The following is a 16318-nucleotide window of genomic DNA, read 5'->3' as shown; positions in this document are numbered from 1 at the left end:
GGTCAGCGACAGGGTGCCGTACTACGGAAGGGCTAGAGGAAGGTGTGGCCCTCGCCGCGGTACGTCGGCACGCTGCCCGTCACCCGGTCGCCCTCCACCAGGTACAGCTTCTCGAACCGCTCGCACAGCTCACCGGCCTTGGCGTGCCGGAACCACACCTTGTCGCCGATGCGCAGATCGTCCGCGGGCGGCCCGAGCAGCGGGGTCTGCACCTCGCCCGCGCCCTCCTGCGGGTCGTACCGCAGCCCCTCCGGCAGATACGGCACCGGGGAGCGGTCGGCGCCCGCGACGCCCGACGCCGGATAGCCGCCGCCGAGCACCGTGACCACGCCGGGCCCCGGCCTGCGCACGACCGGCTGGGCGAACAGGGCGGCCGGACGCCCGCTGAACGAGGTGTAGTTGTCGAAGAGACGCGGCACGTACAGCCCCGAACCCGCGGCGATCTCCGTCACCGCGGCCTCGGCAGCGGTGTGCTGGACGCTGCCCGTGCCACCGCCGTTCACGAACTCCAGGCCGGGCGTGGCGGCGCGGACCGCGCGAATCGTCGCGGCACGGCGGTCCGCCAGCTCCTTGCGGGCGGTGGCCTGCATCATGCGCACGGCACGCGACTTGGCCGGATGCCCCTCGACGGCGTCCCCGACCCCCGCCACATGGCCCTCGTACGCCATCACGCCGACGAGCCGGAACCCCGGCTTCCGGCTGATCGCCCGGGCCAGGGCGGCGACCTGCGCGGGCTCGTGCAGCGGCGAGCGCCGCGCCCCGATCCGCACGCGGCCGCCGAGCAGCTTCAGGGAGGTGTCCAACTCCAGGCAGACCCGGACCTCTTCGCGGCCGCCGTCGCGCGCGCCGTCGATGAGCCGCAGTTGCGCCGGGTCGTCGACCATGACGGTGACGGCGGCGGCGAGCTTGGGGTCGCCGGTCAGCTCCGCGAAGGCGGCGCGGTCGGCGGAGGGGTAGGCGAGCAGGACGTCGCCGAAGCCGGAACGGGCGAGCCACAAGGACTCCGCCAGGGTGTACGACATGATGCCCGCGAACCCGTCCCGGGCCAGCACCCGCTCAAGCAGCGCCCGGCACCGCACGGACTTGCTCGCCACCCGGATCGGCTTGCCCCCGGCCCGCCGCACCAAGTCGTCGGCGTTGGCGTCGAACGCCTCCAGGTCGACGACGGCGAGCGGCGCGTCGAGGTGCGCGGTGGCCCGGTCGTAGCGGGCCCGGTCTGCGGCTCGGCCTCTCATGAACGCAGCCTGCCAGACGTGGCTACCGGAGGGTAGGGGATGATCCGGGCAGATCACCCGGGGCCACGGCCTTGTGCCCGTGGGTGTCGGGTCAGCCCGTAGAGTGACGCGCACGCAGGGAGCGCGCGACGCGATGGAACGGGGGGTGCATGAGCACGGAGGCGCGACGGCCCCCCGTCCCCCCACGTCCCGGCACCCCACCACGGGTGCCGCCCCCCTCGCGCGACGCGACCGCCCCTCCGCCTGAGCCTGACTCGCCGGGCTCGACGACTGCTCCATCTGGCCCAGGGGGGACGGCTTCCGCCCCGGCGGGGACGACTTCTGGTCCGGCGGGGACAACTTCTGGTCCGGCAGGGACGACTTCTGGTCCGGCAGGGACGGCTTGCGGCCCGGACGAATCGGCCTCCGGCTCCGGCTCCGCGACGACGGCCTCGGGCTCCGGATCCGCGACGGCAGCCTCAGGCCCCGCCTCCGCGACGACGGCCTCCGGCTCCGGGGCGGCTGCTTCAGGTTCCGGCGCGGCTCCTTCCAGCCCTCCCTCGGCCCTGTCCGGCGCTGATGCTGTGCGTTCTGGCTCCGGTGCGGACGCGGGCACGGTCGGCAGCGGCCCCGCTCAGACTGTTCCGCCTGTGCCGTCCGCTCCGCCCGTCCCGGCGGAGCCGCCGCCCCCTGCCGCGACCGCGCGCTTTCCCGACGTCCGTCCGCCGATGGCTCGTGGCGACCTGACGCGCGGGTCGGGTGAGGGTCCGGCCGGTGGCTCGTTCCGTGGCCCGTCCCATGGCGATACGTCTCTGCGGGGCATGGGGGACGGCGCGGGTGCGCCCGGCGCCGCGGGCACGTTCGGTGTGGGTGGCGCGGTCGAGGCCGGTGACGGTGTCGGCCTCGACGAGGAGCCGCCGGTGGATGACCAGGACTCGCTGGTCGCGGACTTGTTGGCGCCGTTCGACCGGGTGCGGCTGCCGAAGCCCTCTCGGGAGGACGCCGTCGGCGAGCGGACGCCGGACACACCGCCGCCCCCGCCTGCCTCGGCGCGCCTGCCGGACACACCGCCGCCTCCGCCGGCCTCGGTGCGTCTGCCGAACACAGCTCCGCCCGCCTCGGCGCGCCTGCCGGACGCACCTCCGCCCGTGTCGCCGCCCGCCGCGGGCCCGGCCTCGGGTGCCGGGGGCACGAGCGCTACCCCGCCGGTAGCGCCGCCGTCGAGCGTCCCCAACCCGCTCCCCGCTGTGCCGACTTCGCGTCCGCGCCCAGCGGAAGCCCTGGCTGCCGCCGTCCCCGCCATGCCGACCACGGCGCCGGGGATGCCCGCACGCCCGACGGGCCCGCCCGCGCCCGTGCCGGACGCCCGCGACCGGAGTGCCGCTCCGTCGCCGGGTGCGCAGGGCCGACGTAGCGCCTCTGGTCCTGCTCCGGGCGCGAGGGATCTGCGTGCCGCCCCCGCTCCTGCCCCGGAGGCGGGGAATCCGCGTGCCGGAGGCGCTGCCGGTACCGCGCCGGGCGCGCAGGGCGGGCGTACCGCCGCCGTCCCGGATCCGGGCGTGGGGGGTCGGCGTGGCGAAGCCGCTAGCGCCCCCGCTTCCGGCGTGCGGGACGGGCGTGGTGCTGCCGCCGCGGACCTGGGTGCGAGGGGGCTGGGTGCTGCTACTGCCCCGGCCGCGGAGGCGGGGGGCCCGCGTGCCGGAGGCGCTGCCGGTACCGCGCCGGGCGTGCAGGACCGCCCCACCGCCGCCACCCCGGACCCGGACGCGAGCGACCTGCGTACCGTCCCCGCCCCGAGCGCGAGCGACCCGCGCGCCACCACCGCCCCGGACATGAGGGCCCCGCGTGCCGAAGACGCCGCCCCGAATGGCGCCCGGGGTGCGCACGACCGACGCACCGAGACCACCACCCTGCCTGGAGACGCCCGCGTCGCCTCCGCCGCCTCCCAACTGGACACGCCCGCCCCGTCGTTGGGTCCTCCCCCCGCGTCAGCGGGGCGTGCCCAGCCGAAGCCCGGCAGCCCCGTGCCCTCCGCGGGCACGGACACCACGAACCCCAACGCCGCTCCCACCGCCCCGCAGTCGTTCCCCGCGCCGCGTGGTGTCGGTCCGCAGTCGCCGAACGGCGGTGGCCCGGCAGCCCGAAGCCGCGGTGCCAGTGGTGTCACGGCCGCCGGAACCGGTGCCGTGCGTGCGTTCGCGCGGCGGACCGCCGCCGCTCGACGGGCCGTCGGGGCCGTGGATCTGACGCCGGGGCCCGACACGGGTCGGCCCTTCGTGTTTCTCGCGCGACCCGCACTGTACGACGACACCACCACCCGGCTGCGCCCCGTCGGCGCCTGGGTGCGGCCCCGGGCGGCGGCCGCCGCGGCCTGTGTCGTGCTCGGGCTCGGGCTCATCGGCGGGGCGGCCACGGGGAGTTGGCTGACGGGGGAGTCGGACGCGGCGGGCAGCTCGCGGAACGCGTACGTCGAGGCGGGCGAGCTGTGGCACAGCGTGCCCGTCGACGAACTGTTCCCGCCCTCGATCAAGGGCGAGGGCGCGGGCCCCGGCGGCGCCGACCGCACCTGGAACCGCGTCGCCGTCGCTCCCGACAGCACCTGCAAGGACGCCTTCGACCCGCTGCTGCGCAAGGCCCTCGCCCCGGCGGGCTGCCTGCGCCTGCTGCGCGCCACCTACGCGGACGCGACCCGCAGCCACGTCACCACCGTCGGCCTGCTGTTCACGAAGGCGGACGCCGAGGCGATGCGGGCCCTGCGCACCCGGTTCACCGAGGAAGGCCTCGACTCCCGGCCGGACCTGATGCCCCGTCCGTACGCGGCCGCAGGCACCCTCGCCGCCGACTTCGGTGACCTCCAGCGCGCCACCTGGACCCTGTCCGTCCTGCCCGACGCCCCCGTCGTCGCCTACGCCGTCTCCGGCTTCGCCGACGGCCGCGCCGTCACCGACCCGGAGCCCGCCGCCGACGCCATGAAGGCGGGCGCCACCTCCGCCCCCGCCCAGGCGGGGCTCGGCAACGACGCGAAGGGCATCGCCGACCGCGTCGAGCGCGGCCTGCGCAAGACCGTCACCGCCGCCACGGAGAAGTCCTCATGACCCTGCGCGGACTGCGCCAAGCGGCGGTCACCGCCCTCGCCACGACCTGCGTGCTGCTGCCCGCCAGCACCACCGCGTACGCCGACGACGGCATCCGCGCCCAGCAGTGGGCCCTCGACGTGATGCGCACCGACCAGGCCTGGCGCACCACCAAGGGCGAGGGCGTCACCGTCGCCGTGCTCGACACCGGCGTGGACGCCTCCCACCCCGACCTCGTCGGCAACGTCCTGACCGGCAACGACATGGTCGGCTTCGGTGCCCGCCGCGGCGACAAGTCCTGGGCCAGGCACGGCACCGCCATGGCCGGGATCGTCGCCGGTCACGGGCATGGCGCGGGCCGCCGCGACGGCGTGCTCGGCATCGCGCCCGAGGCACGGATCCTGCCGGTCCGGGTGATCCTCGAAGACGGCGACCCCGCCCGCAAGAAGGCCCGCTCCACCCGCGGCAACGCCCTCGCCGAAGGCATCCGCTGGGCCGCCGACCACGGCGCCGACGTCATCAACCTCTCCCTCGGCGACGACTCCAAGTCCGCCCACCCGGAGCCGACGGAGGACGCCGCCGTCCAGTACGCGCTGCGCAAGGGCGCCGTCGTCGTCGCCTCCGCGGGCAACGGCGGCGAACGCGGCGACCACATCTCGTACCCGGCCGCGTACCCCGGGGTCATCGCCGCGACAGCCGTCGACAGCAACGGCGTGCGCGCCCCCTTCTCCACCCGCCGCTGGTACGCCACCGTCGCCGCGCCCGGCGACGACGTCGTGATCGCCGACCCCAACCGCAGGTACTACGAGGGCTGGGGCACGAGCGCGGCGGCCGCGTTCGTCTCCGGCGCCGTCGCCCTCATCCGCGCCGCCCACCCCGGCCTCGGCCCCGCCGAGATCAAACAGCTCCTCCGGGACACCGCACGCGACGCCCCGGTCGGCGGCCGCGACGACTCCCGCGGCTTCGGCCTCATCGACCCGGTCGCGGCCCTCGCCCGCGCCGACAGGATCAAGCCCCAGTCCCTGCGGACGACGGCCCGCACCGACAAGTACTTCGGCCCCGGCCCGGACAAGTCCCCCGAGGACGACGGCCCCGCCGGCTGGGTCGGCCCCACGGCCGGAGGCCTGGGAGTGGCCCTGCTGGCGGCGGGGGTCTGGCTCTGGCGGGGGCGGGCGGCTTCGGGGCGTCGGTAGGGGGGCACGAACACGGCGGCCGTCGGTAGGGGTCCCAACGCGGCGGGTCTCGCTCGCGGTCCCCAATGCGGCGGGTCTCGCTCGCGGTCCCCGAACCGGCGGGCTTCGCTCGCGGTCCCCGAACCGGCGGGCTTCGCTCGCGCGACCGTCGGCGGCCCCCGGTGGGGGGATGTCGTCGGGGGTGCAGCGGACGGCCGCCGGGGCCCCCGTCCCGCGTCGGAGAGGACGCCCCGCACCCCGTCACCCGACGGCACCGGGCGGGCAAGCCTCCGGCCACGGGAGGGCGGCCCGCGATCGCCGCCCGACGGCGGGCTAGGGTCGAGACCGTGGTGAACAAGAACATTCCCGACCCCGGCTTCTCCGACGACGACGGTTCGGCCGACCCCGTGCTGCGGGCGGCGCTCGGCGCCTGGGCGGAGGACCGGAGCGCGCACGGACCGGTGCTCGAAGCGCTCGCGGGGGCCCGGCTGCTCGTGCCCGTCGTCGCCGTGCTCGGCGAGGTCGAGGAGGACGAGAACGGGCTGCGGCGCGAGAAGACCAGTGACATGGCCGTGCCCACCCTGAAGGCGGGGCACCGCACCGCGCTGCCCGCCTTCACCTCCACCGAGGCCCTGGCCCTGTGGGACCCCGAGGCCCGCCCCGTCGCCGTGCCGCTGCACCAGGCGCTGCAGGCCGCCGCGCACGAGAAGGCCGACACGATCGTGCTCGACCTCGCGGGCCCCGTCCCGTACGAGCTGAACCGGCCCGCCCTGATCGCCCTCGCCGAGGGCCGCCGCAGCGCCGACGCGCTCACGGACCCGGCCGTCGTCGACGCCGTGCGCGCCGTCGTCGCCGCCGAGCCCGCCGTGCTCCGTGCCCACCTCGGCCCCGGCGCCGCCGACGGCACCCTCGCCCTGGTCCTGGACCCCACCGCCCCGCAGGCCGCGGCCCAGCGCGTCGCCGAAGCGCTCGCGGCCGACGAAACACTGCGGGCCCGCCTGGTGCGCGGCCTCGACCTGGCACTCCTGCCGGCCGAGGCGACGCCACCGGGCGAGCCCCTCTACGTGCGCTGACGCGCGTGGGTGGTGCGGCGGGCCGTCAGCCGAAGACGGGGCCCGTGTACTTCTCGCCGGGGCCCTGACCGGGCTCGTCCGGCACCAGGGACGCCTCGCGGAACGCCAGCTGCAGCGACTTCAGGCCGTCCCGCAGCGGCGCCGCGTGGAAGGAGCTGATCTCCGTCGCGCTCGCGTCCATCAGTCCGGCGAGCGCCTGGATCAGCTTGCGGGCCTCGTCCAGGTCCTTGTGGGCCTCGCCCTCCTCGGCGAGGCCCAGGTTCACCGCCGCCGCGCTCATCAGGTGCACCGCGACCGTCGTGATCACCTCGACCGCGGGAACGTCCGCGATGTCGCGGGTCATGGCGTCGAAGCCGGGGCTCTGGGGTGCGTCGTGGGGTGCGGTGCTGGCCGCGGGACTCGTGTCACTCATGCCCCTCACCCTAGAGCCGCGCCCCGGCGGTTAGCCCCACCCCCCGGGACCTGCTAACCTTGTGTAACGACCGGCTGGACACCCGCGTGCCAACGCAAGCGTCCGGCCCACAAGTGGAGGCTCCGATCTCCCACCTGGTCGCTCCCCGGAGCGGCGGGTCACCGGTCAGGCGGACACCGCGCAGCGCGTGATGCACCGCCCGATGCGCCCCGTGATCAGCACGGAGGTGCTCCGGTATTCGTTTGGAGCCCCTTCTGTGATCAGTCGGGGCATTTTTTGTGTTCCGGCGTGGTTGGTCGAGAAAACAGACGTAACGCGGCTGTCCGCCAGACGGTCGCGTGGTGCTACCGAGGAGGATCCATCAGCGCCGAGCCCCGCATCAACGACCGGATTCGCGTTCCCGAGGTGCGACTTGTCGGTCCCAGCGGCGAGCAGGTCGGGATTGTCCCGCTTGCCAAGGCCCTGGAGCTTGCGCAGGAGTACGACCTGGACCTGGTCGAGGTCGCGGCGAACGCCCGTCCGCCCGTGTGCAAGCTCATGGACTACGGGAAGTTCAAGTACGAGTCGGCCATGAAGGCCCGTGAGGCGCGCAAGAACCAGGCGCACACGGTCATCAAGGAGATGAAGCTCCGGCCGAAGATCGACCCGCACGACTACGACACCAAGAAGGGTCACGTCGTCCGGTTCCTCAAGCAGGGCGACAAGGTCAAGATCACGATCATGTTCCGTGGTCGCGAGCAGTCCCGTCCGGAGCTCGGCTTCCGGCTGCTGCAGCGGCTCGCGGAGGACGTCCAGGAGCTCGGGTTCATCGAGTCGAACCCGAAGCAGGACGGCCGGAACATGATCATGGTCCTCGGTCCGCACAAGAAGAAGACCGAGGCGATGGCCGAGGCCCGTGAGGCCCAGGCGGCTCGCAAGGCGGATGCGAAGGCCAATCCGGGCAAGTCGCAGAACGCCGCCGAGGAGGAGCTTTCCGAAGCCCCCGTCGAGGCCCCGGCCGAGGCTCCCGCCGAGGCCTGATCCCCGGACGCGAGTCAGGGGATGCCAATCGAACACATGACGCTCCGGGATGCCCGGTCTCACGACCGGGCATCGGAGTGCCACTGACGAGGAGAGAACGGCGCTATGCCGAAGAACAAGACGCACAGCGGTGCCAAGAAGCGCTTCAAGATCACCGGCTCCGGCAAGGTGCTCCGCGAGCGCGCCGGCAAGCGCCACCTGCTCGAGCACAAGTCGTCCCGTCTGACGCGTCGCCTCACCGGCAACGCCGAGATGGCCCCGGGCGACGCCGCGAAGATCAAGAAGCTTCTCGGCAAGTGACGTACGCGGCGCTCTGTCTGAGCGCCGTACGTCTGGACCGGGACCCAATCGATATCGGGCCGCGTGAGTTCCCCCGCGGCCCCGCTACAAGGAGTTAACAAGTGGCACGCGTCAAGCGGGCAGTCAACGCCCACAAGAAGCGTCGGGCGATCCTCGAGCAGGCCAGCGGCTACCGCGGCCAGCGGTCGCGCCTGTACCGCAAGGCGAAGGAGCAGGTCACCCACTCCCTCGTCTACAACTACAACGACCGCAAGAAGCGCAAGGGCGACTTCCGTCAGCTGTGGATCCAGCGCATCAACGCCGCTGCCCGCGCCAACGGCATCACCTACAACCGCTTCATCCAGGGTCTGAAGGCCGCCAACATCGAGGTGGACCGCAAGATCCTCGCCGAGCTGGCCGTGAACGACGCCAACGCGTTCGCCGCGCTGGTCGAGGTCGCGCAGAAGGCCCTGCCGAGCGACGTCAACGCCCCCAAGGCCGCCTGACGTTCGCACGTGGCTTGAGCTGTGAGGGGACCCGCAGGCCATCGGGCCTGCGGGTCCCGTCGTGTTCGGCCCGCGGTCCGCTCCGACACCCGCCCCGTGGCGCTTGACCGGTCGCCCCTCCCGGGCGGCGTGACGTCCCACCCTCGTACCCCCTAAGGCGACTTGATGGCCATCAGCCCGGAACTGATCTCCCCGCGGTCGCCGCGCGTCAGCGCCGCGCGGCGACTCGCCAAGCGGAACTTCCGCGGCAAGGAACGGCTGTTCCTCGCGGAGGGGCCGCAGGCCGTGCGGGAGGCCGCAGGGCACCGGGGGGACGGGCGGGCCACGCTCGTGGAGCTGTTCGCGACCGTCGAGGCCGCCGAGCGGTACGCGGACATCGTCGCCGCCGCCCGGGACGCCGGGGCGAACCTGCACCTCGCCGACGAGAGCGTCATCGCCGACATCTCCACCACCGTCACCCCGCAGGGCCTGGTCGGGGTGTGCCGGTTCCTCGACGTGCCGCTGGCGGAGATCCTCGCCGGGCGGCCCAAGCTCGTCGCCGTGCTCGCCCACGTCCGCGACCCCGGCAACGCCGGGACCGTGCTGCGCTGCGCCGACGCCGCGGGCGCCGAGGCCGTGATCCTCACCGACGCCTCCGTCGACCTGTACAACCCCAAGGCCGTGCGCGCCTCGGTCGGCTCGCACTTCCACCTGCCGGTGGCCGTGGGCGTGCCCGTCGAGGAGGCCGTACGAGGCCTGAAGGGCGCGGGCGTACGCGTGCTCGCCGCCGACGGGGCCGGGGCGGACGACCTGGACGCCGAGCTGGACCAGGGGACCATGGGCACCGAGACGGCGTGGATCTTCGGCAACGAGGCCTGGGGCCTGCCGGAGGAGACCCGCGCACTCGCCGACGCGGTGGTGCGCGTTCCGATCCACGGAAGCGCCGAGAGCTTGAACCTCGCGACCGCGGCAGCCGTATGCCTCTATGCGTCCGCCCGTGCACAGCGCGCCGTCGGAGGGTGCCGCTCCGTCACCCCCGGCTAGTAGTGTGTCGGGCTCACAGGCCCATTGCGCCGGTTCCGAGAGGCGGGGATACGGGGAATGACTGTCGGCACGAGCAGACCACCGGGAGTGCGGGACATCCTGTGCCCTCCCGCGGGCCCGTCGGGCCAGGCGGGCCCGGGCCCCGGCGAGCTCGGCATCGACCCGGACGACCTGCCCGACGGACTCGTCGTCGCCGACGAGACGGGGCGAGTGATCTGCTTCAACGCCGCCGCGGCCAGGATCACCGCCGTCCGCGCCAGCGATGCCATGGGCGCCGCCATCGAGCGGGCCCTGCCCCTGGAGGACCTCGAAGGGCGCCGCTGGTGGCAGCTCACCGACCCCTACGGCGGCCTCGCCACGAGGAACGCCCAGCCCGAGCGGAACCTGCTGCTCCCCGGCGGCCGCGAAGTCCTCGTGTCCGCCCGGTACGTCCGCACCCGGCCGACCGGGCCGTTGCGCCGCCTCGTGGTCTCCCTGCGCGACACCGAGGCCCGCCGCCGCACCGAGCGCAGCCACGCCGAGCTGATCGCCACCGTCGCCCATGAACTGCGCTCCCCGCTGACGTCCGTCAAGGGCTTCACGGCGACGCTGCTCGCCAAGTGGGAGCGGTTCACCGACGACCAGAAGAAGCTGATGCTGGAGACGGTGGACGCCGACGCCAACCGGGTCACGCGGCTGATCGCCGAACTGCTCGACATCTCCCGGATCGACTCCGGGCGGCTCGAACTGCGGCGCCAGCCCGTCGACATCGGCGCGGCCGTCGGACGGCACATCCAGGCCCACGTCGCCGCCGGCCAGGACGCGGACCGCTTCCTCGTACGGCTGCTGCAACCGCTGCCCGACCTGTGGGCCGATCCGGACAAGATCGATCAGGTGCTGAGCAACCTCCTGGAAAATGCGGTGCGGCACGGTGAGGGAACGGTCACCATTGATGTGGCGCCCTCGCCCTCCCTCCGGGTGCGAGGGGCGGCCGACACCGCGGTCACCGTCAGCGACGAGGGCTCCGGCATTCCGGAGGAGTCGATGGGCCGCGTCTTCACCCGCTTCTGGCGGGGCAGCAAACGCGGCGGGACGGGACTGGGGTTGTACATCGTGAAGGGCATCGTCGAAGCGCACGGCGGCACGATCACCGTGGGCCGCGCGGCGAGCGGCGGCGCCCAGTTCCGATTTACGTTGCCCGTGGGAGCCCCGGCGTATCTCCAGTGATCATCGCCGCGGCCGCCCGCGGGCGCATGCGTTCACCGCACCCCCGTTAGACTCGGTCGTTGGCACCTTTGTGTCCCCACTCTCGGGACGATCTCAGGACCAGTCGTCTCCGACTCGTCGACGGGGACCATCCGCCAGCCAACGGAAGCACGGGAAGAGATGTCGGCACCGAACAAGTCGTACGACCCTGTCGAGGTCGAGGCACTGAAACCTGAAGAGATCGAGCGCATGCGGGACGAGGCGCTCGCCGCCTTCGCGGCCGCCGCCGACCTCGACCAGCTGCAGGAGGCGAAGACCGCCCACACCGGCGGCACCTCGCCGCTGGCGCTCGCCAACCGTGAGATCGGCGCGCTGCCCCCGCAGGCCAAGGCCGACGCCGGAAAGCGCGTGGGCATGGCCCGCGGCGCCGTGAACAAGGCGCTCGCCGCCCGCCAGGCCGAGCTCGAGGCCGAGCGCGACGCGCGCGTCCTGGTCGAGGAGGCCGTGGACGTCTCGCTGCCCCACGACCGCGTACCGGCCGGGGCCAGGCACCCGCTGACCACGCTGTCCGAGCGCATCGAGGACATCTTCGTGGCCATGGGCTACGCGGTCGCCGAGGGCCCCGAGGTCGAGTCCGAGTGGTTCAACTTCGACGCCCTGAACATCGGCCCGGACCACCCGGCCCGCGGTGAGCAGGACACGTTCTTCGTCGACCCGGCGTCGCTCGGCGCGGCCCGGGCCGACGGCGACGACGCGTCCGGTGTGGTGCTGCGCACCCACACCTCGCCCGTGCAGATCCGCTCGCTCATCGACCGCGAGCCGCCGGTCTACGTGATCTGCCCCGGCCGCGTGTACCGCACCGACGAGCTGGACGCCACCCACACCCCCGTCTTCCACCAGGTCGAGCTGCTCGCCGTGGACGAGGGCCTGACCATGGCCGACCTCAAGGGCACCCTGGACCACATGGTGCAGGCGCTCTTCGGCGGCGAGGGCATGAAGACGCGGCTGCGGCCGCACTTCTTCCCCTTCACCGAGCCGTCCGCCGAGATGGACATGGTCTGCTACGTGTGCCGTGGCGAGTCCGTGGGCAACCCCGACCAGCCCTGCCGCACCTGCTCCTCCGAGGGCTGGATCGAGCTGGGCGGCTGCGGCATGGTCAACCCCAAGGTGCTTGCCGCCTGTGGCGTGGACCCCGAGAAGTACAGCGGGTTCGCCTTCGGGTTCGGCATCGAGCGGATGCTGATGTTCCGCCACCACGTAGAAGACATGCGAGACATGGTCGAGGGTGACGCGCGCTTCACCCGGCCGTTCGGGATGGAGATCTGATGCGGGTCCCGCTTTCCTGGCTGCGGGAGTATGTCGATCTCCCCGCCACCGAGACCGGCCGCGACGTGCAGGCCAAGCTGATCGCCGCCGGACTCGAGGTCGAGTCCGTCGAGCAGCTCGGCGCGGGCCTCAAGGGCCCCCTCGTCGTCGGCAAGGTCCTCACCATCGAGGAGCTGGAGGGCTTCAAGAAGCCCATCCGCTTCTGCACCGTCGACGTCGGCACGGCCAACGGCACCGGTGAGCCGCAGGAGATCGTCTGCGGCGCCCGGAACTTCGCCGTCGGCGACAAGGTCGTCGTGGTCCTGCCCGGCGCCGTCCTGCCCGGCGACTTCGCGATCTCCGCGCGGAAGACGTACGGCAAGACCTCGCACGGCATGATCTGCTCCGGCGACGAACTGGGCATGGGCGACGACGGCAGCGGCGGCATCATCGTCCTGCCGCCCGAGCACGAGGTCGGCACCGACGCCATCGAGCTGCTCGAACTCGTCGACGAGGTCCTGGACATCGCCGTCACGCCCGACCGCGGCTACTGCCTGTCGATGCGCGGCGTCGCCCGCGAGACCGCCACCGCCTACGGCCTGCCGCTGCGCGACCCGGCGCTCCTCGACGTGCCCGCGCCGAACTCCTTCGGCTACCCGGTGCGCGTCAGCGACCCGGCCGGCTGCGACCGCTTCACCGCGCGCACCGTCACCGGCCTGCGCCCCGACGCCCGCTCGCCGATCTGGCTGCGCCGCCGCCTGCAGAAGGCGGGCATGCGCCCGATCTCGCTGGCCGTCGACATCACCAACTACGTGATGCTGGAGCTCGGCCAGCCCCTGCACGCCTACGACCGCTCCCGCGTCCAGGGCACCATCGGTGTGCGCCGGGCCGAGCAGGGCGAGAAGTTCACCACCCTCGACGGCACCCGGCGGGTGCTCGACGCCGAGGACCTGGTGATCACCGACGACCGCGGCGCCATCGGCCTCGCGGGCGTCATGGGCGGCGCCAACACCGAGATCGCCGACACCGTCGTGGACGCCGAGTCCGGCGAGGCGCAGGGCACCACCGACGTGGTCATCGAGGCCGCGCACTTCGACGCGGTCTCCGTGGCCCGCACCGCGCGCCGCCACAAGCTGTCCTCCGAGGCGGCCAAGCGCTTCGAGCGCGGCGTCGACCCGCAGGCCGCGTCCGCCGCCGCGCAGCGCACCGTCGACCTCCTCGTGCTGCTCGCGGGCGGCACCGCCGAGGCCGGGGTCACGGAGGTCATCGCGCCCTCCGCGCCGCACACGATCACCATGCGCGCCGACCACCCGGACCGCGTCGCCGGTGTGGCCTACGGCCGCGAGACCGTCGTACGCCGCCTGCAGGAGGTCGGCTGCGACGTGTACGGACAGGACTCCCTGACCGTCACCGTGCCGTCCTGGCGGCCCGACCTCGCCGAGATCAACGACCTCGCCGAGGAGGTCATCCGCCTCGAGGGGTACGAGAACCTGCCCTCGACCCTGCCCCGGCCGCCCGCCGGGCGCGGTCTGACCGAGCGGCAGCGGCTGCACCGCCGGGTGGGCCGCGCGCTCGCCGGGGACGGCTTCGTCGAGGCGCCGAACTACCCGTTCGTCGGCGAGCAGGTCTTCGACCAGCTCGGCCTCGACAAGGACGACCCGAACCGCCGCGTGGTCAAGCTCGTCAACCCGCTGTCCGACGAGGAGCCCGCGCTCCGTACGACGCTGCTTCCTGGCCTGCTCGCCACGCTGCGCCGCAACGACGGGCGCGGCAGCCACGACCTGGCGCTGTTCGAGACCGGCCTGGTCTTCCACCCCCGCGAGACCGCTGCCGACGACGAGGCCGCGCTCCCGGCCCGGCTGCCCGCCGACCGGCGTCCCACGGACGAGGAGATCGCGGCGCTGAACCAGGCGCTGCCCGACCAGCCCCGGCACGTCGCGGTCGTCCTCGCGGGCGCCCGTGAGCAGGCCGGCTGGTGGGGCAAGGGCCGACCGGCCGACTGGGCGGACGCCGTCGAGGCGGCGCGCTCCGTGGCCCGTGCGGCCGGGGCCGAACTGATCGTCCAGCAGGGGCAGTACGGCCCGTGGCACCCGGGCCGCTGCGCCGAGCTGAACGTGTTCATCGAGCACGCCGACGGCGTCGCGGAGGACGGCACCGAGGGCGAGATCGTCAGCGTCGGCCACGCCGGTGAGCTGCACCCGCGCGTCATCAAGGCGCTCGGCCTGCCCGCCCGCAGCTGCGCGATGGAGCTGAACCTGGACGTGCTCGCCAAGGCCGGCGAGGGCACCCTGCAGGCGCCGAGCATCTCGGCGTTCCCGATGGCCACGCAGGACGTCGCGCTCGTCGTGGACACCGACGTGCCCGCGGCCGTCGTCGAGGCCTTCCTGCGCGACGGCGCCGGTGAACTCCTCGAGGACATCCGCCTGTTCGACGTCTTCACCGGTGAGCAGATCGGCGCGGGCAAGAAGTCGCTGGCGTACGCGCTGCGCTTCCGTGCCGCCGACCGCACGCTGACCGTCGACGAGGCCACCGCCGCGCGCGACGCGGCCGTGGCGCGCGCCGCCGAGGTGACGGGCGCGGTGCTGCGCGGGGCGTAATCCCGAGGGCCCGCGGGCCCCGACGCCTCGGTGGGCGGGGTCGAACGGCGGCGCGAGAGCATCGCCGGTGTGTGAAGGCGCAGTTGAGGGGCGTATCCGTGGACGCGGATACGCCCCTCACTCGTTAGGGTGACAACTTCCGGTGATCTGGCCCGATCCGCCCATGCGGTGGACAGAATCAGTTCGGCCGTAGGGGCCGGTCCCGCACACGGCCCGCACGCTGGACTGGGCCTTAGGGGGCCGTCGGCATGATCCGGATCAAGCCTCGCGCGCCCCGTCGCAGCGCCGGGGCCCACCGCACGGCGAGGCTTCGGGCGCGAACTCCCCAGGGAGACTGCCCCGGAGCCACCACGTCGTTCGAGCGACCCCGCGCCCGTCGGCTGCGCCGCGCTCTCGCGCTCGGCCTGCCCACGGTCTGGGGCGCCGTCGCCATCACGTACAAACTGACCTGCCCGCTCGCCCAACAGCACAGCCTGAGCGCGCGGATCGTCACCAGTGCCGTCTTCTTCGCCGTCGGCACCGGCCTGGTCCTGCAGGTGCGCGGTGCGTTGCTGCGGGAGCTGCGCCAGCTCAGGGAGGTCGCGGGCGCCGCGCAGAACGTCCTGCTGAGGCCGCTGCCGCCGCGCGTCGACGGATTCGCGCTCGCCGCGGGACGGCTCTCCGCCACACACGGCGCCTCCGTCGGCGGGGACCTGTACGAGGTCGCGGCCACCGACCACGGTGTGCGCCTGGTGATGGGGGACGTGCGGGGCCACGGCCTCGCCGCGATCGGCACCGCCGCCGCGGTCCTCGGCAGCTTCCGCGAGGCCGCCCACGAGGAGCCCGAACTGCCGCTCGTCCTGCGGCGCCTGGAGCGTGCGCTCGCCCGGCACCAGCGGGAGCGCTCCCGTGCCGAGCACCCCGCGAACGGTGCCGCCCCGCCGGAGAGTCCGCTCGCCGAGGAGTTCGTGACCGTACTGCTCGTGGAGATCGGCGCGGACGGCGACGTGTGGGCGCTCAACTGCGGCCACCCCTGGCCCTATCGGCTGCGCGGCCGGGCCGAGCCGATGTCGGGCGGGGACCCGCTGCCGCCGCTCGGGCCCTTCCCGCTCCCGGCCGAGCTGCCACCCGCGCACCTCGGACGGCTGCTGCCCGGCGACGCCCTCGTGCTGTACACCGACGGGATGGAGGACGCCCGTGACACCGCGGGCCGGTTCTTTCCGCTGCCGTCGGTGCTCAGCGAGGCCGCCCGGACCCCGCCCGTCTCACCGCACCGCGTCATCCACGCCGTGTACGGCGAACTCCTGCGCCACATCGGCCGGCTGACGTCCGACGACGCCGCGCTGCTGGTGCTGCGCAACGACCGCTCGCGGGTTCCCTCACAGACGACCGAGACCGGGCGGCGCGCCCGCACCATGAGCTGAACACCGCCCGGCCCGATGCGGCCTGCGCCGTCCGGGCCGTCGCGGAACTGCCGGG

General features: G+C 73.9%; 13 protein-coding genes. 11 read left to right on the top strand and 2 right to left on the bottom strand.

Annotation, left to right across the window (positions count from 1 at the left end; genetic code table 11):
• Positions 1-32 precede the first annotated feature (32 nt).
• Positions 33-1235, bottom strand: a complete 1203-nt coding sequence (locus ACZ6BG_RS26335; protein WP_469005722.1) for an amino acid deaminase/aldolase — start codon at positions 1233-1235, stop codon at positions 33-35.
• Between the two features lie 1706 nt (positions 1236-2941).
• Here ACZ6BG_RS26335 and ACZ6BG_RS26330 point away from each other — a divergent pair.
• From ACZ6BG_RS26330 to ACZ6BG_RS26320, 3 genes are all read left to right on the top strand, one after another.
• On the top strand, positions 2942-4309 hold the full coding sequence (locus tag ACZ6BG_RS26330; RefSeq protein ID WP_469005719.1) for a hypothetical protein: 1368 nt from the start codon (positions 2942-2944) through the stop codon (positions 4307-4309).
• Positions 4306-5481 carry a type VII secretion-associated serine protease mycosin gene (gene mycP / locus ACZ6BG_RS26325; RefSeq protein WP_469005717.1) on the top strand — a complete coding sequence of 392 codons (1176 nt, stop codon included), beginning with the start codon at positions 4306-4308 and terminating at the stop codon, positions 5479-5481. The genes ACZ6BG_RS26330 and mycP overlap by 4 nt, the downstream gene beginning before the upstream one ends.
• Positions 5482-5807: 326 nt before the next feature.
• Positions 5808-6533 carry an SseB family protein gene (locus ACZ6BG_RS26320; RefSeq protein ID WP_469005714.1) on the top strand — a complete coding sequence of 242 codons (726 nt, stop codon included), beginning with the start codon at positions 5808-5810 and terminating at the stop codon, positions 6531-6533.
• Between the two features lie 25 nt (positions 6534-6558).
• On the opposite strand, the gene ACZ6BG_RS26315 is transcribed toward ACZ6BG_RS26320, so the two are convergent.
• Positions 6559-6945 (bottom strand): DUF1844 domain-containing protein, encoded by a 387-nt coding sequence (locus ACZ6BG_RS26315; RefSeq protein ID WP_469005712.1) that lies wholly within the window; start codon positions 6943-6945, stop codon positions 6559-6561.
• Positions 6946-7305: 360 nt separating this feature from the next.
• On the opposite strand from ACZ6BG_RS26315, the gene infC reads away from it, so the two are divergent.
• From infC to ACZ6BG_RS26275, 8 genes are all read left to right on the top strand, one after another.
• Positions 7306-7965 carry a translation initiation factor IF-3 gene (gene infC / locus ACZ6BG_RS26310; RefSeq protein ID WP_469006204.1) on the top strand — a complete coding sequence of 220 codons (660 nt, stop codon included), beginning with the start codon at positions 7306-7308 and terminating at the stop codon, positions 7963-7965.
• Between the two features lie 105 nt (positions 7966-8070).
• Positions 8071-8265 (top strand): 50S ribosomal protein L35, encoded by a 195-nt coding sequence (gene rpmI, locus ACZ6BG_RS26305; protein WP_018848956.1) that lies wholly within the window; start codon positions 8071-8073, stop codon positions 8263-8265.
• A gap of 101 nt (positions 8266-8366) precedes the next feature.
• Positions 8367-8750, top strand: coding sequence for a 50S ribosomal protein L20 (gene rplT, locus ACZ6BG_RS26300; protein WP_016642495.1), 384 nt, complete (start codon positions 8367-8369; stop codon positions 8748-8750).
• A gap of 165 nt (positions 8751-8915) precedes the next feature.
• Positions 8916-9773: a TrmH family RNA methyltransferase gene (locus ACZ6BG_RS26295; RefSeq protein WP_469005709.1), complete on the top strand. Its 858-nt coding sequence runs from the start codon at positions 8916-8918 to the stop codon at positions 9771-9773.
• A gap of 57 nt (positions 9774-9830) precedes the next feature.
• Positions 9831-10979, top strand: coding sequence for a sensor histidine kinase (locus ACZ6BG_RS26290; RefSeq protein ID WP_469005706.1), 1149 nt, complete (start codon positions 9831-9833; stop codon positions 10977-10979).
• Between the two features lie 159 nt (positions 10980-11138).
• Positions 11139-12284 (top strand): phenylalanine--tRNA ligase subunit alpha, encoded by a 1146-nt coding sequence (pheS, locus tag ACZ6BG_RS26285; RefSeq protein ID WP_469005704.1) that lies wholly within the window; start codon positions 11139-11141, stop codon positions 12282-12284.
• Entirely contained in the window at positions 12284-14860 is a 2577-nt protein-coding gene (gene pheT, locus ACZ6BG_RS26280) for a phenylalanine--tRNA ligase subunit beta (RefSeq protein WP_469005701.1), read from the top strand. The genes pheS and pheT overlap by 1 nt, the downstream gene beginning before the upstream one ends.
• Positions 14861-15108: 248 nt before the next feature.
• Positions 15109-16263, top strand: coding sequence for a PP2C family protein-serine/threonine phosphatase (locus tag ACZ6BG_RS26275; RefSeq protein ID WP_469005699.1), 1155 nt, complete (start codon positions 15109-15111; stop codon positions 16261-16263).
• Positions 16264-16318 lie beyond the last annotated feature (55 nt).

This window comes from Streptomyces sp. NPDC041205, assembly GCF_055591765.1.
The sequence above is the reverse complement of the archived record's forward strand: the minus strand, read 5'-3'. Positions and strand labels throughout refer to the sequence as shown.

Bases quoted from the DNA above. Each gene is read 5' to 3' on its own strand.
- ACZ6BG_RS26335 (WP_469005722.1), bottom strand. From the start codon at position 1,235: ATGAGAGGCCGAGCCGCAGACCGGGCCCGCTACGACCGGGCCACCGCG.
- mycP (WP_469005717.1), top strand. From the start codon at position 4,306: ATGACCCTGCGCGGACTGCGCCAAGCGGCGGTCACCGCCCTCGCCACG.
- ACZ6BG_RS26315 (WP_469005712.1), bottom strand. From the start codon at position 6,945: ATGAGTGACACGAGTCCCGCGGCCAGCACCGCACCCCACGACGCACCC.
- rpmI (WP_018848956.1), top strand. From the start codon at position 8,071: ATGCCGAAGAACAAGACGCACAGCGGTGCCAAGAAGCGCTTCAAGATC.
- ACZ6BG_RS26295 (WP_469005709.1), top strand. From the start codon at position 8,916: ATGGCCATCAGCCCGGAACTGATCTCCCCGCGGTCGCCGCGCGTCAGC.
- ACZ6BG_RS26290 (WP_469005706.1), top strand. From the start codon at position 9,831: ATGACTGTCGGCACGAGCAGACCACCGGGAGTGCGGGACATCCTGTGC.
- pheS (WP_469005704.1), top strand. From the start codon at position 11,139: ATGTCGGCACCGAACAAGTCGTACGACCCTGTCGAGGTCGAGGCACTG.
- pheT (WP_469005701.1), top strand. From the start codon at position 12,284: ATGCGGGTCCCGCTTTCCTGGCTGCGGGAGTATGTCGATCTCCCCGCC.
- ACZ6BG_RS26275 (WP_469005699.1), top strand. From the start codon at position 15,109: ATGATCCGGATCAAGCCTCGCGCGCCCCGTCGCAGCGCCGGGGCCCAC.